Raw genomic sequence first — 23,738 nt, 5'->3', positions numbered from 1 at the left:
GGCTCCTTCGGTCTCGTGGGCGGGCGCTCAGGCGTCGAAGTCGAGGGTGATGGCGTCGGAGGTCGGGCGGGTCTGGCACGTGAGCACGTAGCCCTTCTCCACCTCGTCCTTCTCGAGCGCGTAGTTCTCGTCCATCTCGTACGCGCCGTCGGTGACCTTGGCGCGGCAGGTGCCACACACGCCGCCGGCGCACGCGAAGGGCACGTCCGAGCGGACGCGCAACGCCGCGTTGAGGACGGTCTCGTGGGCGGACTTGGGGGACTCGACCTTGGCGGTGAGGCCGTCGAGGTTGAACTCGATGGTCACGTTGTCACCCTTCGGGTCCACCTCCACCACACGGCCGGAGTGGCCCTGGGGGTTCTCCGGGCGGCCGGTGGTGAACAGCTCGAAGCGCACGTCGTCCTCGGACACGCCGCGGGCGGCGAGCGTCTCACGGGTGAGCTGCACGAGCTCGAACGGGCCGCAGAGGAACCACTCGTCGGTGCCCTCCACGTCGATCACGCGGTCCAGGAGGGTGGTGAGCTTGTCCTCGTCGATGCGACCGGAGAGCAGCGGGGACACGCGCTGCTCGCGGGAGAGCACGTGGTGCACCGTGAACCGGGCCGGGTACTTGTCCTTGAGGTCGCCGATCTCCTCGGCGAACATCACGTCCATGGCGGAGCGGTTCGCGTAGACCAGGTCGAAGCGCGAGGTCTCGGAGGCCGCGAGCACGGCCTTGGCGATCGCCATGATCGGGGTGATGCCCGAGCCGGCCGCGAACGCCACCAGGTGCGTGTCCTTCTTCTCCGCGACCTTCTCCGCCGCCACCCTCTGGGCGTCGTTGAGGGAGGTGACGTGCGTGCGGGACGTGAACGCGCCCTGCGGGTTCATCACGTCGATCCTCTCGCCGACCTCGAGGCTCTCGTTGGCCCACGTGGAGAACGTGCCGCCGATGTCCTTCTTCACGGCCACGCGGATCTCGCCGCGCTTCGGGACGGCGCAGATCGAGTAGGACCGGCGCACCTCGGCGCCGTCGAGCTCCTTGCGCAGGGCCACGTACTGACCCGGCACGTAGTCGTAGTCGTCGGCGAGCTCCTCGGGCACCGCGAAGGTGACCTCCACGGAGTCGTCGGTCAGGCGGCGCAGCTCGGACACCTCGAGGGTGTTGAACGTGGCGCGGCGCTTGCCGGTGGTGGGGGCGTCGGTGGTCTCGGTCATCAGTGCACCTTGAAGTAGTCGAAGGGCTCGAGGCACTCCCGGCAGGTGTAGAGGGCCTTGCAGGAGGTGGAGCCGAAGCGGGTGATCTCGCGGGTGTTCAGGGAGTGGCAGCGCGGGCACTTCACGGCCATGCCGATCCTGATCGGGCCGTCCGTGGTGCGCGCGACGGGCGGGGCGATGCCGTACTCGTTGAGCTTGGCCTTGCCCTCGTCCGTCATCCAGTCCGTGGTCCACGCCGGCTGGAGCACCAGGCGCACCTCGGCGTCGGGGAATCCGGCGCGCTCGAGCGCGCGGGTGACGTCCGTGGTGATGGTGTCCATGGCGGGGCAGCCGGAATAGGTGGGCGTGATGACGACGACGGCCCTCTCGCCATCGGCCCGTGCCTCCCGGAGGATCCCGAGGTCCGCGATGGACAGCACGGGGATCTCCGGGTCGTGCACGGTGGAGGCCGCATCCCAGACCCGCGCGTCGGCGGGATCGGCGGGGCGCAGCTCGCTGGCGGTGGTCACCAGGTCGCTCCCGGGTGACGGCGCGCCAGGGACTGCATCTCCGCGAGGATGTACCCGCGGTACTCGCTCATGGCGCCGGAACGGTCGCCGCCGCGGGCGGTGCCCGTCGTCGGGACGGTCAGGCCGGCCTCCTCGATGGCCGCGCGGATGCGGGTCATCGTGGGCTCCTCGAGCGAGGACGGCAGCACGGCGACGCCCTGCTCGGCGAGGGCGCGGACGACGTCGTCGTCGTGGAAGAGCTCGGCCACGTAGGGCCACAGCTCGTCCAGGCCGCGCTGCATGCGGCGCTTCGACTCCTCGGTGCCCAGGCCCAGGCGCTGCAGCCACAGGGCGGCGTGGTCCTGGTGGTACAGGACCTCCTTGAGGGCCTTGTCCGCGATGGCGGCGAGCGTGGGGTCCGTGGACTCGCGCAGGCGGGTGTACAGCTCGTACGAGTAGAACGAGTAGTACAGCTGGCGGGCGATGGTCTTGGCGAAGTCGCCGTTCTCGGCCTCCACGAGGCGGACGGAGCGGAACTCCTCCTCGTCGCGGAAGTACGCGAGCTCGTCCTCGGTCTTGCCCCACGCGGTGCCGGCGTAGGAGAGGAGGAAGCGGGCGTGGCCCACGAGGTCCAGGGCGATGTTGCCCAGGGCGATGTCCTCCTCGAGCTCCGGGGCGCGCGAGATCCACCAGGACAGGCGCTGGCCGAGCATCAGGGCGTCGTCGCCGAGGGCGAGGGCGTAGCGGGCGACGTCGTCGCTCGCCTTCTGTTCGCCCGCCGCGATCTCCTCCGCGGTGATGGCCACGCCCGCGGAGTGCTTCGTGGCGGAGTCGTTGGTCGCGAAGCTCACAGGTGCGGCACCCCCTCGGACTGCTGGTAGTAGGTGGCGTGACGGTAGGACTTGCCCTGCGCGGACTCGAAGAAGCCGCCCTTGGAGTCCGGGTCGGAGGCCGCGATGGCCTCGGCCGGGACGACCCACACGGAGGTGCCCTCATTGCGGCGGGTGTACAGGTCACGCGCATTGCGCAGCGCCAGGGTGGCGTCCGGGGCGTGCAGCGAGCCGGCGTGCACGTGGGAGAGGCCGCGGTTGGCGCGGACGAAGACCTCCCACAGGGGCCAGGCGTGGGAGGCGGCGGTGGTCTCGCTCATGGGTCAGGCTCCGATCAGGTGGGTCTCGGCCGGCGCGTTCTGCTCGGCCTGGCGGCGGGCGTAGGCGGCGGCGGCCTCGCGGACCCAGGCGCCGTCCTCGTGGGCCTGGATGCGGCGGGCCATGCGCTGGGTGTTCATGGGGCCGTCGCCCTTGATCACGGACATGAACTCGTCCCAGTCCAGCTCGCCGAAGTCGTAGTGGCCGCGCTCCTCGTTCCACTTCAGGTCCGGGTCCGGCAGGGTGAGGCCGAGGGCCTCGGCCTGCGGGACGATCATGTCCACGAAGCGCTGGCGCAGGTCGTCGTTGGAGAAGCGCTTGACCTTCCACGCCATGGACTGGCGGGAGTTGGGGGAGTCCTCGTCCGGCGGGCCGAACATCTGCAGGGCCGGGCCGTAGAAGCGGTTCACGGCGTCCTGGGCCATCTGCTTCTGCTCCGGGGTGCCGTGCGAGAGCTCGTAGAGGATCTCCCAGCCCTGGCGCTGGTGGAACGACTCCTCCTTGCAGATGCGCACCATCGCGCGGCCGTACGGGCCGTAGGAGGCGCGGCACAGCGGCACCTGGTTGCAGATCGCGGCGCCGTCGACGAGCCAGCCGATCGCGCCCATGTCCGCCCAGGTGCGGGCCGGGTAGTTGAAGATCGAGGAGTACTTCGCGCGGCCGGAGAGCAGCTGCTCGTTCAGCTCGTCCCGCGGGGTGCCGAGGGTCTCGGCGGCGGAGTACAGGTACAGGCCGTGGCCGGCCTCGTCCTGGACCTTGGCCATGAGGATCGCCTTGCGCTTCAGGGAGGGGGCGCGGGTGATCCAGTTGGCCTCCGGCTGCATGCCGATGATCTCGGAGTGCGCGTGCTGGGAGACCTGGCGGGTCAGGGACTTGCGGTACGCCTCGGGCATCCAGTCGCGGGGCTCGATGCGCGAGTCCTCCGCGATCAGGCGATCGAAGTTCTCCTGGCCGGCCGCATCCTCGGGGGACGGGACGGAGGCCAGGTGCTGGGGGGAGCTGGTCTGCGTCATGGGGATCACCTCACGCTGAGTGCGGGCTGGTTCCGTGGTCAGGGCGCACCGGGGCGCACCGAATTACTGACCGCTCGTTCAGGATAGGCCAGGGTGTGACCTCGGTCAACACGCCGGGGCATGCGGGGCCCGGGTGCGATGCGGCCGTCGGGACGGTGCGGGACGGTTCTCTCCTGCACAGGCGTCCCGACGGCGTCCCCCATCCCCGGATCGTCCCTCGCCGCGGTCGCGGGACCCGGGTCCTCCCTACGGTGGCCGCATGTCACCCCTCATCGGACCTCAGCAGATCGCCACGGCCCTGCGGGCCGTCGGACTCGACGACGACGCCGCCCGCCTGGCCGCGTGGGCCGACCCCGCCCGGCGCGAGCGGGAGGCCGCCGAGCAGGCCCTCGCCGACCTCGCCGCGGCCCAGACGCAGCTGCGCACGGCGCTGGGCGGGCTGGTCAGCGCCGCCACGGACGTGCGCTCGGCGATGCACACGGCATGGCGCGGGGAGGCCGCCGGCGCCTATGGGGAGGCCGTCCGGCGGGCGGCGACCCTGGCGGCGGAGCTCGAACGGGAGGCCGGGGAGTGGCTCGCCCTGCGGGCCACCGCCGAGCGGGACGCCGAGGACGCGCGCCGGAACGCGGAGGCCCGGCAGCGGGCGGCCGAGGAGACCGCGCTGGCCGTCCTGCGCTCGCTGGCGGTGGCGGCATGACCGGCGGGCGGGGTGCGAGCCCGGGGGCGGTGGCCTTCAGCACGCACGGCGGCCCGGGCTCGATCTACGCGGAGGCCGAGGAGATGCGCGTCGTGGCCGGCCGGCACGAGCACGCCGCCGAAGAGGCGGCCGGAGCCTCGTGGCAGGTCGACGCGGCCGCCTTCGGGCTGGGCCGGTCGGCCGCGTGGCTCGCCTCCGCCGCCCTGCTGCAGGACCGGCTGGCGGAGGCGGTCGGCCGGGTGCGGAGCCTGTCGGAGCAGTGCGCCGAGCTGCACCGTGACCTGCTCTCCGCGGCGGCCCGCTACGAGGAGGCCGAGCGCGCGGCGGCCGGCATCATGGCCGCCGAGGACGCCTCCCTGGAGGAGCTGCCGGCGCTGCTCTGGCGGGACGGCCATGACGGCCTCACCACCCGCGAGGCGGAGCGGCTCGTGCAGGACGTCGTCCAGGCGGTGCCCGAGGCCATCGTGGCCGCCATGCTCGCGGCCGCCGGGTTCCCCCTGCTCGCGGCGCTGGCGCGGATCGACGTGAAGATGCTGACGAGGGCGCAGAAGCGCGTGCTGAAGCGGCCCGTCTCCTCCGCGGCGAAGAAGGGGACGGATGCCGCGTCGGACCTCACCGAGGCGCTGCGGGTCTCCCCGGACGAGGCATGGACCGTGGCGGCGGACGCCCTGACCCTCGCCGGTGCGGCGCCCCGGGGCGCGGTGACCCCGCACGGGGCGCCGCAGGACCGGCCGACGGCGCCCGCCCTGCTGGACGGCTCGGCCACGGGGCTGGCCTCGCTCATCCCGCGTGAGGAGGGGGACGGGGACCTCACGGTCACGGAGGTGGTGCGAGAGAACGGGAGCCGCGCCTGGGTGGTGGGCCTGCCGGGCACCCGCGGCGGCCTGATCCCGGATCCCGAGTCGACCGACCCGTGGGACGCCGGCGGGCTGCTGGACGCCCTCGGCTCCGAGTCCGAGGTCACGGCCCCGGCGGTGCGGGCGGCGCTCGAGGCGGCCGGCGTCCCGCACGGCGCCCCGCTCGTCCTGGCCGGCTACTCCCAGGGCGGGGTGCACGCCGTCAACCTGGCCGGGCGCGAGGACTTCACGTCCGTGTACCCCGTGGCCGGCGTCATGACGGTCGCGGCACCGTCCGGCAACGCGGTGGAGACCGGACGGACCGAGGTGCTGGAGTTCTCCTCGGACGGGGACCTGGCCGTCGCCGCGGACGGGGCGCCCGCCCCCGTCTCGGCGCGCCGGGCCGAGGTGGTCTTCCACCCGGCCGGACACGGGTGGGATGCGCCCGGGGGTGGCTTCCGGCCCACGTCTCCGCTGGCGGCCGAGGACGACCTGGGCGCCGCCCACGCCTTCGACGCCCAGGTGGACCTGATCCGGCAGTTCGAGACCGCCGAGCCCGCATCCCGGGCGGAGGTCGCCGGGCTCTCCGCCGCGTTGGCCGGGCTGACCGCCGGCACCGTGGCCTCGAGCCGGGCGGTGCGCCTGCGCCGCACGCCGCCCGAGCGGGACCACCTGCCCCCGGGATCCCGGTGAGCGCACCGGCGGGGGGCGCCCGCCACCTGCTCAGTTCGCGTCGAGCAGCACGCCCGCGAAGAACGCGTTCAGGCGGTCGACCTCGTCCAGGCCGAAGACGCCGGAGACGTACTGGTCTGGGCGGACCACGACGACGGCGCCGTCACGGCTGATGCCGCGGGCCTCGAAGATGTCCTCGCCGTGCTTGGGCTGACACGTGGCGAAGATGTTGTTCAGGTCGTGCAGGCCGAGGGGGCCGGTGGTCGGCCGGAAGATCGACGGCACGTCCGGGTGGGCGAACTCGGTCTGCTTCTGCTGGTACACGACCTTGATGTCGAAGCGGGCGTCTTCCGGTCCGTCCGACGGGGTGTGGCGGTTGCGGAAGGACCGCGGGTCCTCCACGATCGCCTTCGCCCACGCCGCGACCTTCGAATCCTCGGCGCGCGGGGAGGCGGTGTCGGCGAACACGTAGACGCGCCAGCGGCCGTCCGCGCGGTGCAGGTGGCCCAGGTGCTTCACGTTGGTGTCGCACGAGCGCTCCACCAGCCCCGACTTGAAGCGCTTGCCGATGGGGTAGCCCTGCGCCAGCGCCTGACCGGTGGCGTCCGTGGTGAGGAGGGAGGGTTGGTACTCCGTCATGAAGCCGGCCGGGAACTCGGCGGTCTTCGTGTAGAACTCGGCCACCTCGTTCGGGTCGCCCAGCTCGGAGGTGGGCTTGGCCATGAGCGTCGACCACTCCTTGTCGAAGTCGATCAGGTTCTTGGCGATCTCCTTGCGCTCCTCCGAGTAGGTCGGCACGAGCTCGACCGGGGCCATCCCGGAGAGCACCTGGCCCAGCTTCCAGCCGAGGTTCCAGCCGTCCTGCATGGACACGTTCATGCCCTGGCCGGCCTTCGCGGAGTGGGTGTGACAGGCGTCGCCGAGCAGGAACACGTTGGGGTGGGCCACGCGCTCGCGGTTGTCGAAGCCCGAGGTGAGGCGGTGGCCCACCTCGTACACCGAATGCCAGGCGACCTCCTTCACGTCCAGCGTGTAGGGGCGCAGGATCTGCTGGGCCCGGCGGATGATCTCCTCGAGCGGGGTCTGGCGCACCTTGTGGTTGTCGTCCGCCGGGACCTCGCCGAGGTCCACGTACATGCGGAACAGGTGCCCGCCTTCGCGGGGGATCAGGAGGATCGAGCCGCTGGACGAGTGGATCGCGCACTTGGTGCGGATGTCCGGGAAGTCCGTGTCGGCCAGCGCGTCCATGACGCCCCACGCGTGGTTCGCGGCGTCGCCGGTCAGGGTGTGGCCGATCGCCTTGCGGACGCGAGAGCCCGCGCCGTCCGCGCCCACCACGTACTTGGCGCGCACCTGGCGGGTTGGTCCCGAGGCGGGGTCCTCGAGGGCGTTGCCCTGGGCGTCCACGGTGCGGCGCAGGGTCACGAGCACGGGGTGCTCGCCGTCGTTCGTGTCCTCGAGGGTCTCGAACGCCCAGCCGTAGTCCGGCCGCGCACGGGTGGGGGAGTTCTTCATGTACTCGGCGAACCAGTCCAGGATGCGGGCCTGGTTCACGATCAGGTGCGGGAACTCGGAGACGCCCTCCGGGTCGTCCTCGGCCAGCGAGGTGCGCACGATCGTGTCCGCGTCGTCCTCGGCCGGGTTCCAGAACGCCATGGAGGTCAGGTCGAAGGCCTCGTCGATGATCTCGCTCGCGAAGCCGAAGGCCTGGAAGGTCTCCACGGAGCGGGCCTGGATGCCGTCCGCCTGGCCGATCTCGAGGCGGTGGGGGCGGCGCTCGATGATGCGGGTGTGGACGTCCGGGAACATCGCGAGCTGGGCGGCGGCGATCATGCCGGCCGGGCCGGAGCCGACGATCAGCACGTCCATCTCGTCCGGCAGCTCGGCGGGGCGGTCCAGGCCGATGCCGGCCGCCACCTGGACGCGCGGGTTCGTGGAGACATAGCCGTGGTGGTGGAAGAGCATGGGGGTCCTTTCGCTGCGGGGGATGTCGCTGCGCGGCGCGCGTGCCACCCGACGGCGTGTTCTCTCAGAGAACACGGTGTTCCCCCTGGGAACACATGTGTGCCAGACTGTACGCGGACGTGACAGGGTTCACAACCGGTGCGCGGGCCGACCACGCCCCGGGCGCGTCACGTCCGGCACGCGAGGCGAGGAGCACGGATGGCAGAGCACGACGGCGGCCCGGTCCGGGAGGGCGCACCCTCCCAGACGCTCTCCCGCGCGCTCACCCTGCTCGAGACCGTCGTGGAGGCGCCCGAGCCGCCCACCATCGCCGACCTCGCCGACGGCCTGGGCGTCCATCGCTCGGTCGCCTACCGCATGCTGCGCACCTTCGAGGCCCACGGCCTGCTGCGCCGCGACGGCCTCGGCCGCGTCCACGCCGCCCCCGGCCTGGCCGTCCTCGCCCGCCGGGTGGAGCAGGATCTGCGCGCGGCGGCCATGCCGCACCTGACCGCCGTCTCCACCGACCTGGGCATGACCGCGTTCCTGGTGGTGTGGGACGGGGCCCACTGCCTCACCCTGGCCACGGCCGAGCCGCCCAGCGGCAACCTCGTCACGCAGCGGCCGGGGACCCGGCACCCCCTCGGGGTCGGTGCGCCGGGGATGGCGATCGCCGTCGCCCTGACCGGACAGGAGTGGGCGCGGCTGCCCGGTGAGGCCCCGCCCGAGCGACCCGAGCTCGACGACGTGCGGGAGCGCGGCTGGGCCGTCAGCTCCGACGAGGTCATCACCGGCGTCTCCTCGGTGGCCGTGCCGCTGCGGGTCCCGGGCCAGCTGCCCGCCGCCCTCGCCGTGGTCTACGCGACGCGGCCGGAGGACCCGGCGCGCCTCGGGGACCGGCTCGGTGAGGCGGCCCGGGCCGTCGCCGTCGCCTTCGGCGCAGCCTGAGCCCGGGTCCCGTGGTGCCGCTCACGGCGTCCGCAGCCCGCATTACCCTGGTGGCCATGACTGATGACGCACAGCAGACGCCCGCCGTGGTCGCGCCCCACAAGAAGGTCGGCATGCTGCCGCCGTACGCCGCCGGCAAGCCGCCGGTCGCCGTCCCGGGCCTGCACCCCTACAAGCTCTCCTCGAACGAGAACCCCTACGCGCCCGTGCCCGGCGTGATCGACCGGGTGCGTCAGGTCGTGACCGGCCCGGAGGGCGCGCCCAGCACCCTCTGCCGCTACCCGGACACCCTCTCCACCGGCCTGCGCCAGGCCCTGGCCGCGCACCTGGACGTCCCGGCGGACGACGTCGTGACCGGTGCCGGCTCCCTCGGCGCCCTGGCCCAGGTCATCACCGCCTTCGCCGGCCACGGCGAGGCCGGGGAGGGCGACGAGGTGATCTTCGCGTGGCGCTCCTTCGAGGCCTACCCGATCGTGGTCCGCACCGCCGGTGCCGTGGACGTGCAGGTGCCGCTCACCGCGGACCACCGCCACGACCTGCCGGCCATGCTGGAGGCGATCACGGAGCGGACCCGCGTGATCCTGCTCTGCACCCCCAACAACCCGACCGGCCCCGTGCTCACGACCGCCGAGGTCGAGGACTTCCTGGCGCGCGTGCCCGCGCACATCCTCGTGGTCATCGACGAGGCGTACGTGGAGTTCGTCCGCGACGAGGACGCGGTCAAGGGTCTGGAGATGTACCGCAAGCACGCGAACGTCGTCGTGCTGCGCACCTTCTCGAAGGCGCACGGCCTGGCCAACCTGCGCGTGGGCTACTCGGTCTCGCAGCCGGAGATCACCAAGGCCCTGCGCACCGTGGCCACCCCGTTCGCGGTGTCCACGGTGGCCGAGGAGGCCGCGATCGCCTCGCTCGAGCACCTGGACGAGGTCCTCGAGCGCGTGCAGGTCGTCGTCGACGAGCGCGAGCGCGTCGCCGCCGCCCTGGCCGAGGCTGGCTGGGACCTGCCCTCCTCGCAGGCCAACTTCGTGTGGCTGCCGCTCGGCGAGCGCACGCAGGCCTTCGCCGAGGCCGCCCAGGCCCGGGCCCTGTCCGTCCGGGCGTTCGCGGACGAGGGCGTGCGCGTGAGCATCGGCGAGCAGGAGGCCAACGACCGCTTCCTCGAGGTGGCGCGCGACTTCCTGACGTGAGCGGCCCGGCGTGAGCTCACTCCGCCGGCCCGATCACCCGCCACATCAGGCGGCGGTACAGCAGCGCGCACCCGGTGAGGACCAGCGCCCCGGCGAGCACCGGGGTGACCAGGTAGTCCCAGTCCGCGTTGCTCAGCATGACCGTCAGCGCGGTGGCGCCCGCGGGGGCGTGGATCACGCGGAGCCCGGCCATGGCGGCCATGGCCAGGCCCATGCCGGCCGCGAGCGAGTACCAGGCCAGGGGCAGCATGGAGATCACGGCGATCCCGCATGCGGCCGAGACCACGTGCCCCACGAGCACGTTGGCGGGGTGGGAGTGCGGGCCGTGCGGCACGAGGAACACGAGCACGCAGGAGGAGCCGAAGGCGCCCACCAGCAGCGGCGCGGAGGCCAGGTCCTCGCCGAGGCTGAGGGTGGCGATGGTCAGTGCCCCCGCGATCGAGGCCGCGAGGACCACGTGCCAGGGCAGACGAGGGGCCAGCGGGCGACGCCACGGGTCCAGGAACCGCGGGCGACGCAGACCGGGCAGGCGGGTCATGCGCTCGTCTCATCTCCTCGTGACTCGGTCGCTTCCCGGGTCGGGCTCCTCCAGGGTAGGCCGCGGGCGGGGCCCGGGGCCGTCCGGGGGCCGAGGGGGAGGGACTGTGACGGCCGCTCAGCGGCGCGGCGCCACGAGGGCGTCTTCGGCGTGCCACTCGTGCCTCGGGGGAACGCCGGTTGACTTATCCCGGGTGCGGCGGCCTACGACCGGTGATAACTCAACCGACGACGTCGGCCCGCACCTTCACGCGCAGGCGCGGGCCGACGTCGTCCCGGCGGGGTGCTCAGGCGGTGCGCAGCACCATGCCCGGGTGGAGCATGGTCGAGACCGTCATACCGTTAAGGCGCTGCAGGCGCTCCATGGAGACGCCCGTGCGCTGGGCGATGAGCCACCAGCCGTCGTTCGCCTGGACCACGTACGTGGCGGGCGAGGGCGCCGGGGCGGAGGCGGTCTGGCCGGTCCGCAGCACCGTCTCCGGGTGCAGCACGGTGGTCGCGGTCATGCCGTTGAGGCGCTGGAGGGTCTCCATCGTCACGCCGGTGCGGTGGGCGATGATCCACCAGCCGTCGCCCTCGCGGACCGTGTACGTGCCCGGGGCCGGGGCGGGCGCGGGCGGGGAGGCCGGCGCCGTGGCGGCCGTGATGAGCACCATCCCCGGGTGCAGGACGGTCGACGCCGTCATGCCGTTGAGCCGCTGGAGCTCCGCGGCGGACACGCCGGTCCGTCGGGCGATGACCCACCAGCCGTCGTTCGGCTGCACCGTGTACGTGCCGGTGGTGATGGGGGTGGGCTCCGGGGCGGTCGGGTCGGCGACGGTGCGCAGCACCATGCCCGGGTGGAGCACGGTCGACTCGGTCATGCCGTTGAGCTCCTGGAGGGTGGCCGCGGGCACGCCGGTGCGGCGGGCGATGGTCCACCAGCCGTCGTTCGGCTGCACCGTGTACGTGCCGGCGGTCGACGGCTCGGTCGACGGGGCCGGCATCGGCGCCGGGGTGGCCGGTGCCGGCGGCTGGCCGGCCGCCGTCGCGATGGCCTCGGCGCGGTCGCGCAGGTCGTCGAAGCGGGCCATCAGGTGCTGCCCCGGGCACGCGGTCGCGGACGTGGCCCGGTGCGGGAAGATCGTGTCCACGGTGACGGGCGTGCCCGCGGCGTACTTCGTGCTGCCGCCCGAGGTCAGGGTGACTCGGCCCCGCGCGTCGATGCTGTCGCGGTACAGGTAGTAGGCGGTGGCGCGGGCCATCGCGTCCACGACCTCCTCGGACGGGGCGACCACGTCGTAGTTGCCCATCGTGGAGATGCCCATCGTGCCCCGGTTGAACCCGCCCGCGTGCGTGCCCAGCGGGTTCGAGTCCAGGGCGCCGCGGCGGCCCTCGTAGATGTTGCCGAAGCGGTCCGTGATCAGGTGGTACGGGAAGTCGCCCCAGCCGAGGGTCTTCGTGTAGTACGCGTAGATGCCGCGCATCTGCTCCACGGCCTGGGCGCGCGTGTAGTCGTTGGTGCCGGCCGTGTGGTGGATGGTCAGCGCGCGCACCTGGTCGAACTGCGGGGAGGACTCGGCCCAGGACTCGTCAGCGCCCCACTGCGCGCGGGTGATCACGTCCGGGAGGATCTTCGCGCGCGCATCCGAGGCCGTGGCCACGGTGTGGGCCTCGGCGGGTGCGGCGCCCCCGACGACGGCGCTCGACTTCACGCCCCGGGGCAGGCCGGCGGTCTCGGCTGCCTGCTCGGCGGCCACCGCCGGGTGCGCGCTCGCGACGGTCTCGTCCGTGGCGGCCGTGCCCGGGTCGATGAGGGACAGCTCGAGGCCGGCCGGGGCTGCGCCGTCGACGGTGGTCACGCGCAGCTGGGCGCCGTCCGCGCCGAACGCGACGAACGGGTCCGTGCCGGTGCGCGCGGGGGCGGCGCCCTCGGGCAGGACGGGCCGATCCAGGACCTGCCACGGGCCCCAGGCCCCGTCCTGACGCACGCGGATCTCCACGCGCTCGACGGCGTCGTCCGCCGCGGCGTCCCACACGGCGGCGGCCACCGTGAACGGGCGGTCCACCACGGGCTCGCCGAGCACGACGCCGGCCGGAGCCTCCTCGGCCGGGACGAGGTTCTCGCCCTCCTGCGGGACGGTCGCGACGCCGGCGCCCTCGACGGGAGCGGCCGACGCGGGGGTCGCGGCCGTGCCGGCGGTCGTGGCGCGGGCGGCGTCGTCGCGAGGGCGTGTGTCGGGGGCGCCCTCCGTGGTCGCGGACGGCTGCTGCGGGAGCAGGCCGCCGACGAGGACGGAGAGCGCGGCGACCGCGACGGCGGGCGCGAGCGGGCGGGGGGACGCGGCGGAGCGCGGCGGGAGAATCTTCATGCGGATGCCTTCGGAAGGTGGAGTGCCCGAGGAACGACAGGCGCAGGCCGTGTCGCCTCCCCGGGTCGGTGACGTGGTGAGGGCGGGATGAGGGCCGGAGAGCCGTCGTGATCGTAGCGTGATCGGCCATTCCCGGGAACATCTTTCGGAGGCTTGTCGGGTCATTTCACGCCCCCGTGATGTCCGGTTCATCCATTCACAGGTGGGCACGGCATGGCGCCGGGGCGGAACACAGCGGAGGGGTGTCGGGTCCGCGCGGGGGATACGGTGACGGGAGACCACCACGGGCCGCTCGGCCCGGGAACCAGAGGAGGCAGACCATGGCGGAGCCGATCCACATCGGCGCGGCGGCGGACGTCCCGGAGGGCGAGGCGATCGTCGTCCCGGCGGCGACGGCGGGGACGAGGGACGACGTCGCGGTGTTCCACACGGACGCGGGGGAGTTCCACGCGATCGACGACACGTGCACCCACGAGGACGCCTCGCTGGCCGAGGGCTGGCTCGAGGACGACCGCGTGGAGTGCCCGCTGCACGCCGCACAGTTCTGCCTGCGCACCGGCGAGGCGCTCTGCCTGCCCGCCACCAAGGGCGTCGGCGTGCACCGCGTCGAGGAGCGCGAGGGCCAGCTCTACCTCGTCCCCGGCGCATGAGCCACGACGTCGAGGCCCCGGCGGGCGTGCCCGGCTCGGTCGTCGTGGTGGGCGGCGGCGTCGCGGGCTTCGCCGTGGTCCGCGAGCTGCGGCGCCGCGGTTTCGCGGGCGGGATCTCCCTCGTGGACCCGCAGGGCGTGCCCTATGACCGGCCACCCCTGAGCAAGGAGTTCCTGACCGGCGACGCGGACGCGCACCGCCTGCTGCTCGCCCCGCCGACGTGGTTCGCCGAGCACGGGGTGGAGCTGGTGGAGGACGAGGCGGTCCGGGTGGTGCCGGGCGGCGTCCACCCCGACGGCGGCCCCGCGCCCCACCGGGTGGAGACGGCCTCCGGGCGGGTCCTGGAGGCGGACGCGGTCGTGCTCGCCACGGGCGGGCGACCCCGGGCCCTCGACGTCGCCGGCGCCGACCACCCGGACCTGATCACCCTGCGCACCCGCTCCGACGCCGAGGCCCTGCGCGACCGCCTGACGTTCGGGGCCGAGGTGGCGGTCGTGGGCGGCGGCTTCACGGGAGCGGAGGTTGCGGCCGCGGCGCGTCGCTCGCTCGCCGCGGTGACGCTCGTGACCGGGACGGACGCCCCGGCTCGCGCGGCGGTCGGGCCGGCGCTGGCCGCGCGCCTGCACCGGATGCACGCCGAGCACGGCGTCGCGGTCGAGGTCGGCCGGGCGGCCTGGATCGAGCACCGGGACGCCGACGGCGGCGCCGCGCTGCCGGCCGCCCACCGGCTCCACCTCCACGACGGGCGGACCGTGGACGCCGACGTCGTGGTGCTGGCCGGAGGCACCGTGCCGGACACCGCCCTCGCCGAGGACGCCGGGCTGGAGGTGGCCGACGGCGTGCTCACGGACGCGATGGGCCGCACGGCCGTGCCCGGGATCCTGGCCGTGGGTGACGCCGCGCGCGCCCGGGAGTCCGCGTGGGCGCCGTCGCGGCACTGGGAGCCGGCCCTGCGGTCCGGTGCGGCCGCCGCGGCGGCGCTCCTGGGGGAGCAGGCGGACGCCCCGGGCGCCCCGTGGTTCTGGTCCGACCGGTACGACGCACACGTGGAGGCCGTGGGGGACATGACGGTGCCGGCCGGTGGGCGGATCGTGGATCGCGAAGTGCGCGGCGTCGTGGTGGCGAGCTTCGCGCTGGCCGCGGACGGGACCCTGCGCGGGGCCGCGTCGATTGACGACCCCATGACCGTCAAGGCCGCCCGGCGCATCATCGACCGGGGGATCGTGGTGGACCCTGCCGCGCTCGCGGACCCGGCCGTGCCGGTGAAGTCGCTGGCGCGGGGGTGAGGGCGCCCGTTTCGTCAACGAAAGCGGTCAGGTGCCGCAGTAGGTGACGAACGGGGCCCCGTCCGCCGGACCCGGCTCCGCGTACCGCTCGAACCCGGGGCGCGGGGTGAAGGGATCCGTGACGGCCTCGAGCAGCCGGTGGACCGGGGCGAGGTCCCCGCCCTCCGCGGCCGTCAGGGCCTCGTCGAGCAGGTGGTTCCGCGGGATGTAGACGGGGTTCACCGCGCGCATGCGGGCCGGATCGGGACCCATCGCCCGCCAGTCCGCGAGCCAGGCGGCGAGCCCCGCGGGGTCCGGGGCGCCGGGGACGAGTCGTGCCGCTTCGGTGCGCGCCGCGTCGTCGTCCACGGGCGCCGCCGTGTGCTCGGCCAGCCGCACCCAGAACGAGGTCCAGTCGGTCCGCGCCGCGGCCAGCCACGGGAACAGGCGGTCGGTGAGCGCGGCGACGTCGTCCTCCGCCACCGATGCCGGGAGGCCGAGCTTGTCCCGCAGTCCGCCCCGCCACGCCGCGAGATGGGCGCCGTGGAACCTGCCCAGCGCCTCCTGGGCGAGTGCGACGGCGCGGTCGGGGTCGTCGTCGAGCACGGGCACGAGGGCCTCGCCGAGCCGGGCGAGGTTCCACGCGGCGATGGGCCCCTGGTTGCCGTACGCGTACCGGCCCTGGGTGTCGATCGAGGAGAAGCTCGCGGCCGGGTCGAAGGCGTCGATGAACGCGCAGGGGCCGTAGTCGATGGTCTCGCCGGACAGGGTCATGTTGTCCGTGTTCATCACACCGTGCACGAAGCCGACGAGCATCCAGCGGGAGATGAGCTCGGCCTGCGCGGCGATCACCGCCTCGTAGAGCGCGAGCGCGGGGTGCTCGGCGTCGGTGGCGTGCGGGTGGTGGCGGGCGATGGCCTCGTCGACGATCCGGCGCAGCACCTCCGTGGGGTGCGCCTGCTCGGGGAGGGCCGCGGCGTACTGGGCCGTGCCGACGCGCAGGTGCGACGCGGCCGTCCGGGCCAGCACCGCGCCTGGCAGCACGGTCTCGCGGCGGACCGGGTGGCCCGTGGCGACGACGGCCAGCGCCCGCGTGGTCGGCACGCCGAGGGCGTGCATCGCCTCGGAGACCACGTACTCGCGGAGCATGGGGCCGAGCACGGCCTGCCCGTCGGCGGTGCCGCGCGCGAAGGGCGTGCGACCGGAGCCCTTGAGATGCAGGTCGTGGAGCCGACCGTCCGGAGCCGTGAGCTCGCCGAGGAGGAGGGCGCGCCCGTCGCCCAGGCGGGGGGAGTAGTGGCCGAACTGGTGGCCCGCGTACGCCTGCGCGACCGGCCGTGCGTCCGGGCCGGGCTGCTCGCCGGTGAGGAAGCGGACGCCGTCGTCGGTGGCGAGCCACTCGGCGTCGAGGCCGAGCTCCGCCGCGAGGCCGGCGTTGAGCAGGACGAGCTGCGGGCCGTCCGTGGCCTGGGCCTGCCAGGGCAGGGCGAGCTCGGGGAAGGTGTCGGCGAAATGCGAGCTCAGGGTGGGGGCGGACGTGGTCATGGGGCCACGCTACGTGGGGGAGGCCGGGTGTTCACGGGCCGACTCCCACCGCACCCGTCCTTTCGAGGCGGGAAATCGACCCCACGGGTGTGGACCAGAGCGCTTTGACCTGGATTTCCCGCCTCGAAACGGGGGGCCGTGGCGGACTGCGGTGACCGTGGATCTCACCGGGTCACCCACCGAACGCGGCCGCCCGGCGCCGCACCCGGGCGACGACGTCCGCGTAGTCGTCCCGGGCGTCGGCCCACATGACCTTGATCGAGAGCCAGTCGCGGTCGGCGCACCAGCGGTCGCGCAGCACGTCCCGGGCCTGCTGCTCGGCGGTGCGGTGGTGCTCGCCCTCGTATTGCAACGCGAGGCGCCACGGCCGATACCCGAGGTCGACCGTCGGAGCGCGGCGGTCTGACGGGTCCAGCCGGCACTGCACCTCGGGCTCCGGCAGCCCGGCATCGACGAGCGCCAGCCGCAGACGTGTCTCGCGCGGCGAATCCGCCCCCACGCGCATCCTCGCCAGCGCCGCCCGGGCCAGTCCTCGCCCCTGGAAACGTCCCCGTTCGGCCAGCGATCGGACGAGCTCCTCCGGGGTGTAGGCGGGATCCCCGCGTCCGCCGCCGGGCAGCCACGGCGGGCAGAGCAGGGCGTCACCGGCGACGACGACGTCCCGCTCCGTGAGCGCCGCCCGTGCCGCGCACAGGTCCCACAGGGTGCGGGCCGGCGTCGTCACAAGCACGCCGCCCCGCGTCATCCGCTGTCCCTCCGGCACCTCGATGCGGTGGGGCACCAGACCCGCCTGGACCGGCCGGCCGCCCGAGGTGCCGACGCTGACGTGCACCGCACCGGGGGCCAACAGCCGTGCGGGCACGGTCAGGCCGTGCAGGCGCGCGGCGGTCTCATGGCTGACGACGACGTCGGGATGGCGCCGCTGATACGCGCGGATCTCATCCATCGTCCACTCACGGAAGGAGACCGCCGCAGGGCCGGCCGGCCCGTAGATGCCGTGGCGCAGCCGCCGCAGGTCTGAGGACTGCAGTCGGGACCACGTCACACCCGCCCGGCGCGCGTCATCGACCGTGAAGGCGGTGGGGTCGATCGACGGCGGCAGCGGGGCGGGACGACGGGGCATGCGGCGAGCGTGCTCCGTCGCTCCGCGTCCCGAGACGGACGAGCGGGGGCCTGGGGACGCACGAGGGGGCCCGGCGTGGTTGTGCAGGAGGCGGTGACGTCCCCCGGGGCGCCGGCCCCGAGCCATTCGAGGCGGGAAATCCACGTCATGGGCCAGGATCGGACGTCCATGGGGTGGATTTCGCGCCCCGAAGTGAGGGGATGACCAGGTCAGTACGACGCGCGGGGCGCGCCCTCCCCGCCGGCCGCGACGTCGCTCGGCGCCGGGCACCAGCGGTCGGCGAGGGCCTCGGCGGCGCGGGCCAGCAGGGCGACGTCGGCGCCCACGTTGACGTAGTCCGCACCGGCGGCGGCGTAGGCGTCGGCCTGCGCGGGCACGAACGCGTTGACGCCCACGATCTTCCCGGCGGCCTTGACCTTCGCGATGACCTCCTCCACCGCCGCCACCACCTCCGGATGTGACTGCTGGCCGAGCAGGCCCAGGGACGCGGAGAGGTCCGAGGGACCGATGAAGACGCCGTCGATCCCGTCCACCGCCGCGATCTCGTCCGCGTTCCGCACGCCGGCGGCCGTCTCGATCTGCACGATCACGGAGACGTGGTCCGCCGCGCCGGGCAGGTAGCCGGGGATCCGGTTCCAGCGGCCGGAGCGTGCCAGGGCGGAGCCCACGCCGCGCACCCCGCCCTCGGCGGAGCCGTCCGGGTAGCGGGCGGCGGCCACGGCGCGGCGGGCCATCGCGGCGTCGTCGACCATGGGCACCAGCAGCGTCTGGGCGCCCAGGTCCAGGAACTGCTTGATGGCCACGGTGTCCAGCGCCGGCACGCGCACCAGGGTGGGCACGCGGTAGCCGGCGATCGTGCGCAGCTGGGTGAGGACGTCCTGCAGGGTCAGCGGGGCATGCTCGGCGTCGATGAGCAGGTAGTCGAGGCCCGCGCCGGCGCAGATCTCCGCCGTCGTCGGGTCCCCGGAGGAGAGGAACATGCCGGCGGCGGGGCGGCCCCCACGGGCGGCGACGGCCTCGGGCGTGAAGAGGTCGCGGAACAGCGGCTGCGGGTTGTGGCGGACGGGCATGGGACGTTCCTCCGGGGTTCTCCGCGCCCTCCACCCGACGCGGGTTGAGTTGTCGCGGGTGGAGCGGGGTCGTACTGGTGATAGGTCAACCCGCGTTGCGGGCAGGCGGGCGGGGCGACGACGGCGGCCGGCTCAGGCGAAGCGGCAGGTGATGGTGCCGAGCGGGCCGTAGTCGGCGTAGACGGTGTCGCCCTGGTACACCCACATCGGGCGGGTGAAGGAGCCGGCGAGCACGATCTCACCGGCTTCGAGCGCGTCTCCGTGCCCGGCGATGCGGTTGGCCAGCCAGTGCACGCCGTTGGCCGGGTGGTTCAGCACGCCCGCGGCCACGCCGGTCTCGATGATCTCCTCGTTGCGGGAGAGGATGCCGGAGACCCAGCGCAGGTCCACGTCGTGCACGCCCACGGGGCGGCCGCCGATCACCAGGGAGCCCAGGGCGGCGTTGTCCGAGATGGTGTCCGTGATGGTGCGGCCGGCCATCTCGATGCGCGAGTCCAGCACCTCCAGCGCGGGCACCACGTACTCGGTGGCGCGCAGCACGTCCATCAGGTTCAGACCGGGCCCGCGCAGCTCGTCCCGCAGCACGAACGCCAGCTCCATCTCGATGCGGGGGTGGGTGTACTTCTTCCACTCGTACACGTGGCCGGACTCGAACACCTGGTCGTCGAAGATCACGCCGTAGTCCGGTTCGTCGATCCCGGTCGCGTCCTGCATGGCCTTGGAGGTCAGGCCGATCTTGTGGCCCACCTTGCGGCGGCCCGCCTCGACCTGACGCTCGGCCCAGATGCGCTGGATGGCGTACGAGTCCTCGATCTCCATCTCCGGGTAGCGCGCGGTCAGCCGCGGCACGGGCACGCGGTCGATGCCCGCGCGGTGCAGCTCGTCGGCGATCTTGAGGTGGGTCTCGTGGTCCAGCACAGCGGTCTCCTTCACGACGACGGGCAGGGGCCTGGCCTTGATCGTATACGATTACGCGGCTCGGCCCCCGGCCCCGTCGCCATCCTGTCACCGCCCCGGATCAGTCCGGGGCGCGCGTCCCGATGCCCAGCCCGGGCTTGCGGCGGTGCACCGTGAGCCAGGCCAGCCCCCCGACGCCCGTCTGCGAGGCGGGACACCCCTGCTCCCCACGCTTTGAGGCGGGAAATCGAGCTCAAACTGGCCCTCCCGGCTCGAATGAGGTGGATTTTCCGCCTCGAACGGCGTGGGGCGGGGAGACGCGGAGGATGGCAGGGAGGGCGGACGCCGACGGCGGGCACCTGCGTTGGGTGCCCGCCGTCGTCGTGGTGTCCCGAAGCGGCGCCCGGCAGTGCCGTCAGAGCTGGTTGCCGAGCTTGTACTCGCCCTGCTTCCACTCCGGCATGGACTCCTCGCCCTGCCCCTCGCGGGTGTAGGAGAAGCCGTCGGCGCCGATGGTCACGGCCATCTCCGAGTCGTCGGTGCGGGAGACCAGCGGCTGCAGGTTGCCGTCGAGGTCCAGTACGCGGGAGGCGTCGGTGTACCAGGACGGCACGACCGGGGTGCCCCACCAGTCGCGACGCTGGTTGTCGTGCACGTCCCAGGTGACCACGGGGTTGTCCGGGTCGCCGGTGTAGTAGTCCTGGGTGTAGACCTCCACGCGGTGGCCGTCCGGGTCGCGCAGGTAGAGGTAGAACGCGTTGGAGACGCCGTGGCGTCCCGGGCCGCGCTCGATGTGGTCGGACATGCGCAGGGCGCCGAGCTTGTCGCAGATCGCCAGGATGTTGTGCTTCTCGTGCGTGGCGAAGCACACGTGGTGCATCCGGGGGCCGTCGCCGCCGGTCATGGCGGTGTCGTGCACGGTGGGCTTGCGGCGCATCCACGCGGCGTAGACGGTGCCGTTCTCGTCCTGGATGTCTTCGGTGATGCGGAAGCCCAGGTCCTGCATGTAGCGGGCGGCGCGCGGCACATCCGGGGTCACCTGATTGAAGTGGTCCAGGCGGACCAGGGCGCCCGGGGTGTAGAGGTCATAGCGCCAGGCCAGGCGCTCCACGTGCTCGACGTCGTGGAAGAACTCGTAGGGGAAGCCCAGCGGGTCCTCGACGCGCACGGAGTCGCCGACGCCCTTGACGAAGCCGTCCCTCCGGCGCTCGACACGGCAGCCCAGCTCCTCGTAGAAGGCGACCGCCTTGTCCAGGTCCTCGGGGGTGCGCACGCGGTAGGAGAACGCGGCCACGGCGGCGGTCTCGCCCTGGCGCAGCACCAGGTTGTGGTGGATGAACTCCTCCATGGAGCGCAGGTAGACGGTCTCCTCGTCCTCCTCGGTGACCACGAGGCCGAGCACGTCCACGTAGAACTCGCGGGAGGCGGCGAGGTCCGTGACCACGAGCTCCATCGAGGCGCAGCGCAGGATGTCCGGCACCTCGGACGTCGGGGTGGGGAGGGGGTTCTCCGGGTCGATGGGGGCTTCCTTCGTGACGAAGAAGCCGGAGGAGGTCTTCTGGCGGCTCTCGAGGTTGGTCATCGGTGCTCCTTGGTGATGGCGGTGCGCTGTGGCCTGGGACACGGTCGCTCACTCGATCGTATACGATCCGGGCGGCCGACGGGAAGGCCGTCGAGGAACGCGGGGTGAGTTGTCGCGGGTCCGGGGCGCCCGCACCCGCGACAACTCAACCCGCGTCGGGTGGGCCGGGGGAGAGACCCGGCGCGGCCCCACCACGACGACGGCGCCCGCACCGTCGCGGGGACGGTGCGGGCGCCGTCGTGGTCACCGGTCAGTGCGGGTCAGCCGTCGATCTTCGCCGCGGCCTGCTCCTGCTTGCCGAACACCGGGTTGTGGACCTCGCCGAGGTTGATGTGCACGGCCTGCTGATCGGTGTAGAAGTCGATCGAGCGGTAGCCGCCCTCGTGGCCCAGGCCGGAGGCCTTCACCCCGCCGAACGGGGTGCGCAGGTCCCGCACATTGTTGGAGTTCAGCCACACCATGCCGGCCTCCACGTTCTGCGCGACGTTGTGGGCGCGCTTGAGGTCGTTCGTCCAGATGTACGCCGCGAGGCCGTACTTGGTGTTGTTGGCCAGCTCGAGGGCCTCCTCCTCCGTGTCGAAGGGGGTGATGGCCACGACCGGGCCGAAGATCTCCTCCTGGAAGATCCGGGCGTCCGGGGCCACGTCCGCGAACACGGTGGGCTGCACGAAGTTGCCCTCGGGGAAGCCCTCCGGGCGGCCGCCGCCGGCCACCAGGCGGGCCTCGGTCTTGCCGATCTCCACGTAGGACATGACCTTCTCGAAGTGCTCCGGGTGCACGATGGCGCCGACCTCGGTGGTCTCGTCGTCCGGCAGGCCGACCTTCACGCGGGAGGCCTGGGCGGCGTAGCGCTCCACGAACTCGTCGTAGACGGAACGCTGGACCAGGATGCGGGAGCCTGCGGTGCAGCGCTCGCCGTTCAGGGAGAACACGCCGAAGATGGTCGCGTCGATCGCCGCGTCCAGGTCCGCATCCTCGAACACCACGGCCGGGGACTTGCCGCCGAGCTCCATGGACAGGCCCTTCAGGTGCGGGGCGGCGTTGGCGAAGATGATCTGGCCGGTGCGGGACTCGCCGGTGAAGGAGATCAGCGGCACGTCCGGGTGCTTCACGAGCGGGTCGCCCGCGTAGCCCTCCTCACCGAAGCCGTGCACCATGTTGAACACGCCCTTCGGCAGGCCGGCCTCCTCGAAGATCCCGCCCCACAGGGAGGCCGAGAGCGGGGTGAACTCCGCCGGCTTCAGGACCACCGAGTTGCCGGTGGCGATGGCCGGGGCCAGCTTCCAGGACTCCAGCATGAACGGGGTGTTCCACGGGGTGATCAGGCCGGCGACGCCGATCGGCTTGCGGTTCACGTAGTTGATCTGGCGGCCCGGCACCTTGAAGGTGTCGTCGTGCTGGGCCACGATCAGGTCCGCGAAGAAGCGGAAGTTCTCGGCGGCGCGCGCGGCCTGGCCCCTCGCCTGCTTGATCGGCAGGCCGGTGTCGAAGCACTCCATGGCGGCCAGCTGGTCGCCGCGGGTCTCCATGATGTCCGCGATCCTGTGCAGCACGCGGGAGCGCTGGCGCGGCAGGGCCTGGGACCATTCGCCGGACTCGAAGGCCCGCTTCGCGGCGGCGACGGCGCGGTCGATGTCCGCGGCCTTGCCGGAGGCGGCCGTCAGGTACGGCTCGTTGGTCACCGGGTCGAGCACCTCGAAGGTGTCGCCGTCGATCGAGTCGACGAACTCGCCGTCGATGTAGTGGCGCAGGACGTCGGGCAGGCCCTCGGGCGTGCGGGCCTCGATGCTGGTCTTCTCCGTCATGGTGTCTCTTTCGCTGAGTGCTTCGGGGGCGGATGGTCGGGGTCTGGCGCCGACGACGTCGGCGCCGGTCCGGCCGGCGGTCACGCGGACGGCTCGGCGCTGTGCTCCAGGTAGGCGCGCAGGGTGTTCAGGCGGTGGGCGCGGGCGGCGGCCTCGATCTCCTCGAAGCGCGCCCCGTCCTCGATCAGGCGCAGCAGGTGCTCGTGCTCGTCCACGGAGGCCACCGCCCGGCCGGGCACGTACGCGAACGTGGAGGAGCGCAGCGCGGCCAGGCGGTTCCAGCCGCGGTGCACCAGGTCGTGCACGTGCTCGTTCTGGTGATGCTCGAACAGGATCGAGTGGAAGCGGCGGTTGAGCTCGGTGAACGTCACCGGGTCCCAGGCCGTCTCCGACTCCGTCATCGCGCGCATGGTCGCGTTCACCTCGCGGGCCGCCGCGAGGTCCTCGGCGGTCACGTGCGGGGCGCACTGGGCGGTGGAGAACCCCTCCACCAGCGCCAGCGTCTCCATGGTGTGGCGGTACTCGACCGGGTCGATGCCCACCACGGTGGCGCCCACGTTGCGCTCGTAGGCCACCAGCTTCTCGGACTGCAGGCGGCGGATCGCCTCCCGCACGGGCACCACGGACATGCCCAGCTCCGCGGCGATCTGGGACAGCACCAGCCGGTCGCCCGGCTCGTGGCGCTGGTCCCGGATCCCCTCGAGGATCGCCTGGTAGGCGCGGTCCGCCTTGGAGACGGGGGCGCCTGCGAGGCCGACCGTTCCGATGTCCGTGCGGCGCATG

General features: G+C 73.2%; 21 protein-coding genes. 6 read left to right on the top strand and 15 right to left on the bottom strand.

What is annotated here, in order from left to right; genetic code table 11:
- Nucleotides 1-27 precede the first annotated feature (27 nt).
- From paaE to paaA, 5 genes are read right to left on the bottom strand one after another with little or no spacing between them, the layout of a single operon-like run.
- Nucleotides 28-1,197 carry a 1,2-phenylacetyl-CoA epoxidase subunit PaaE gene (gene paaE, locus MF605_RS01215; protein WP_134416037.1) on the bottom strand — a complete coding sequence of 390 codons (1,170 nt, stop codon included), beginning with the start codon at nt 1,195-1,197 and terminating at the stop codon, nt 28-30.
- Nucleotides 1,197-1,706, bottom strand: a complete 510-nt coding sequence (gene paaD, locus MF605_RS01210; RefSeq protein ID WP_044658766.1) for a 1,2-phenylacetyl-CoA epoxidase subunit PaaD — start codon at nt 1,704-1,706, stop codon at nt 1,197-1,199. The genes paaE and paaD overlap by 1 nt, the downstream gene beginning before the upstream one ends.
- The gene (gene paaC, locus MF605_RS01205; protein WP_134377425.1) at nt 1,703-2,536 is read right to left on the bottom strand and encodes a 1,2-phenylacetyl-CoA epoxidase subunit PaaC; all 834 of its coding nucleotides are present in this window, start codon (nt 2,534-2,536) and stop codon (nt 1,703-1,705) included. Before paaC ends, paaD begins: the two co-directional genes overlap by 4 nt.
- A complete protein-coding gene (gene paaB / locus MF605_RS01200) occupies nt 2,533-2,835 on the bottom strand; it encodes a 1,2-phenylacetyl-CoA epoxidase subunit PaaB (protein WP_020624884.1) in 303 nt (100 codons plus the stop codon). Before paaB ends, paaC begins: the two co-directional genes overlap by 4 nt.
- Before the next feature lie 3 nt (nt 2,836-2,838).
- Complete coding sequence (gene paaA / locus MF605_RS01195; RefSeq protein ID WP_041102601.1) at nt 2,839-3,846, bottom strand: 1,2-phenylacetyl-CoA epoxidase subunit PaaA; 1,008 nt, start codon at nt 3,844-3,846, stop codon at nt 2,839-2,841.
- Nucleotides 3,847-4,105: 259 nt separating this feature from the next.
- Here paaA and MF605_RS01190 point away from each other — a divergent pair, with 259 nt between their 5' ends.
- Both MF605_RS01190 and MF605_RS01185 read left to right on the top strand, forming a co-directional pair.
- Nucleotides 4,106-4,543, top strand: coding sequence for a hypothetical protein (locus tag MF605_RS01190; RefSeq protein ID WP_041102602.1), 438 nt, complete (start codon nt 4,106-4,108; stop codon nt 4,541-4,543).
- Nucleotides 4,544-4,572: 29 nt separating this feature from the next.
- The gene (locus MF605_RS01185) at nt 4,573-6,072 is read left to right on the top strand and encodes a hypothetical protein (protein WP_223247474.1); all 1,500 of its coding nucleotides are present in this window, start codon (nt 4,573-4,575) and stop codon (nt 6,070-6,072) included.
- A gap of 30 nt (nt 6,073-6,102) precedes the next feature.
- Here the strand turns inward: MF605_RS01185 and MF605_RS01180 are convergent, their stop codons facing one another.
- A complete protein-coding gene (locus tag MF605_RS01180; RefSeq protein ID WP_060973454.1) occupies nt 6,103-8,016 on the bottom strand; it encodes an FAD-binding monooxygenase in 1,914 nt (637 codons plus the stop codon).
- A 198-nt stretch (nt 8,017-8,214) separates the two neighbouring features.
- Here MF605_RS01180 and MF605_RS01175 point away from each other — a divergent pair, with 198 nt between their 5' ends.
- The gene (locus MF605_RS01175; RefSeq protein ID WP_020624880.1) at nt 8,215-8,943 is read left to right on the top strand and encodes an IclR family transcriptional regulator; all 729 of its coding nucleotides are present in this window, start codon (nt 8,215-8,217) and stop codon (nt 8,941-8,943) included.
- 56 nt (nt 8,944-8,999) lie between these two features.
- A complete protein-coding gene (locus tag MF605_RS01170; RefSeq protein ID WP_181743472.1) occupies nt 9,000-10,130 on the top strand; it encodes a histidinol-phosphate transaminase in 1,131 nt (376 codons plus the stop codon).
- Nucleotides 10,131-10,146: 16 nt separating this feature from the next.
- On the opposite strand, the gene MF605_RS01165 is transcribed toward MF605_RS01170, so the two are convergent.
- A complete protein-coding gene (locus MF605_RS01165) occupies nt 10,147-10,668 on the bottom strand; it encodes an HPP family protein (protein WP_063188632.1) in 522 nt (173 codons plus the stop codon).
- 286 nt (nt 10,669-10,954) lie between these two features.
- The gene (locus MF605_RS01160) at nt 10,955-13,018 is read right to left on the bottom strand and encodes a LysM peptidoglycan-binding domain-containing protein (protein WP_063188630.1); all 2,064 of its coding nucleotides are present in this window, start codon (nt 13,016-13,018) and stop codon (nt 10,955-10,957) included.
- Nucleotides 13,019-13,338: 320 nt separating this feature from the next.
- Between MF605_RS01160 and MF605_RS01155 the strand changes: the two genes are divergently transcribed.
- Nucleotides 13,339-13,668 carry a bifunctional 3-phenylpropionate/cinnamic acid dioxygenase ferredoxin subunit gene (locus tag MF605_RS01155; protein WP_002857882.1) on the top strand — a complete coding sequence of 110 codons (330 nt, stop codon included), beginning with the start codon at nt 13,339-13,341 and terminating at the stop codon, nt 13,666-13,668.
- Nucleotides 13,665-14,954 carry an NAD(P)/FAD-dependent oxidoreductase gene (locus MF605_RS01150; protein WP_063188628.1) on the top strand — a complete coding sequence of 430 codons (1,290 nt, stop codon included), beginning with the start codon at nt 13,665-13,667 and terminating at the stop codon, nt 14,952-14,954. The genes MF605_RS01155 and MF605_RS01150 overlap by 4 nt, the downstream gene beginning before the upstream one ends.
- A 27-nt stretch (nt 14,955-14,981) precedes the next feature.
- Here the strand turns inward: MF605_RS01150 and MF605_RS01145 are convergent, their stop codons facing one another.
- The 7 genes from MF605_RS01145 to MF605_RS01115 all read right to left on the bottom strand — a co-directional run bounded on the left by MF605_RS01145 (nt 14,982) and on the right by MF605_RS01115 (nt 23,737).
- Nucleotides 14,982-16,478 (bottom strand): protein adenylyltransferase SelO, encoded by a 1,497-nt coding sequence (locus tag MF605_RS01145; protein WP_063188626.1) that lies wholly within the window; start codon nt 16,476-16,478, stop codon nt 14,982-14,984.
- A gap of 172 nt (nt 16,479-16,650) precedes the next feature.
- Nucleotides 16,651-17,601, bottom strand: coding sequence for a hypothetical protein (locus MF605_RS01140; protein ID WP_063188624.1), 951 nt, complete (start codon nt 17,599-17,601; stop codon nt 16,651-16,653).
- A gap of 209 nt (nt 17,602-17,810) precedes the next feature.
- A complete protein-coding gene (locus tag MF605_RS01135) occupies nt 17,811-18,671 on the bottom strand; it encodes an HpcH/HpaI aldolase family protein (RefSeq protein ID WP_063188622.1) in 861 nt (286 codons plus the stop codon).
- A 132-nt stretch (nt 18,672-18,803) separates the two neighbouring features.
- Entirely contained in the window at nt 18,804-19,589 is a 786-nt protein-coding gene (locus tag MF605_RS01130) for a fumarylacetoacetate hydrolase family protein (protein WP_063188620.1), read from the bottom strand.
- A gap of 394 nt (nt 19,590-19,983) precedes the next feature.
- Nucleotides 19,984-21,150: a 3,4-dihydroxyphenylacetate 2,3-dioxygenase gene (gene hpaD, locus MF605_RS01125; RefSeq protein ID WP_134416039.1), complete on the bottom strand. Its 1,167-nt coding sequence runs from the start codon at nt 21,148-21,150 to the stop codon at nt 19,984-19,986.
- Between the two features lie 260 nt (nt 21,151-21,410).
- Nucleotides 21,411-22,955, bottom strand: a complete 1,545-nt coding sequence (gene hpaE / locus MF605_RS01120; RefSeq protein ID WP_134416041.1) for a 5-carboxymethyl-2-hydroxymuconate semialdehyde dehydrogenase — start codon at nt 22,953-22,955, stop codon at nt 21,411-21,413.
- Between the two features lie 80 nt (nt 22,956-23,035).
- Nucleotides 23,036-23,737 carry a GntR family transcriptional regulator gene (locus MF605_RS01115; protein WP_036383628.1) on the bottom strand — a complete coding sequence of 234 codons (702 nt, stop codon included), beginning with the start codon at nt 23,735-23,737 and terminating at the stop codon, nt 23,036-23,038.
- Between the last annotated feature and the right edge of the window lies 1 nt (nt 23,738).

Source organism: Micrococcus luteus (assembly GCF_022664405.1).
In the GTDB taxonomy this organism is placed as follows: domain Bacteria; phylum Actinomycetota; class Actinomycetes; order Actinomycetales; family Micrococcaceae; genus Micrococcus; species Micrococcus luteus.
The sequence above is the reverse complement of the archived record's forward strand: the minus strand, read 5'-3'. Positions and strand labels throughout refer to the sequence as shown.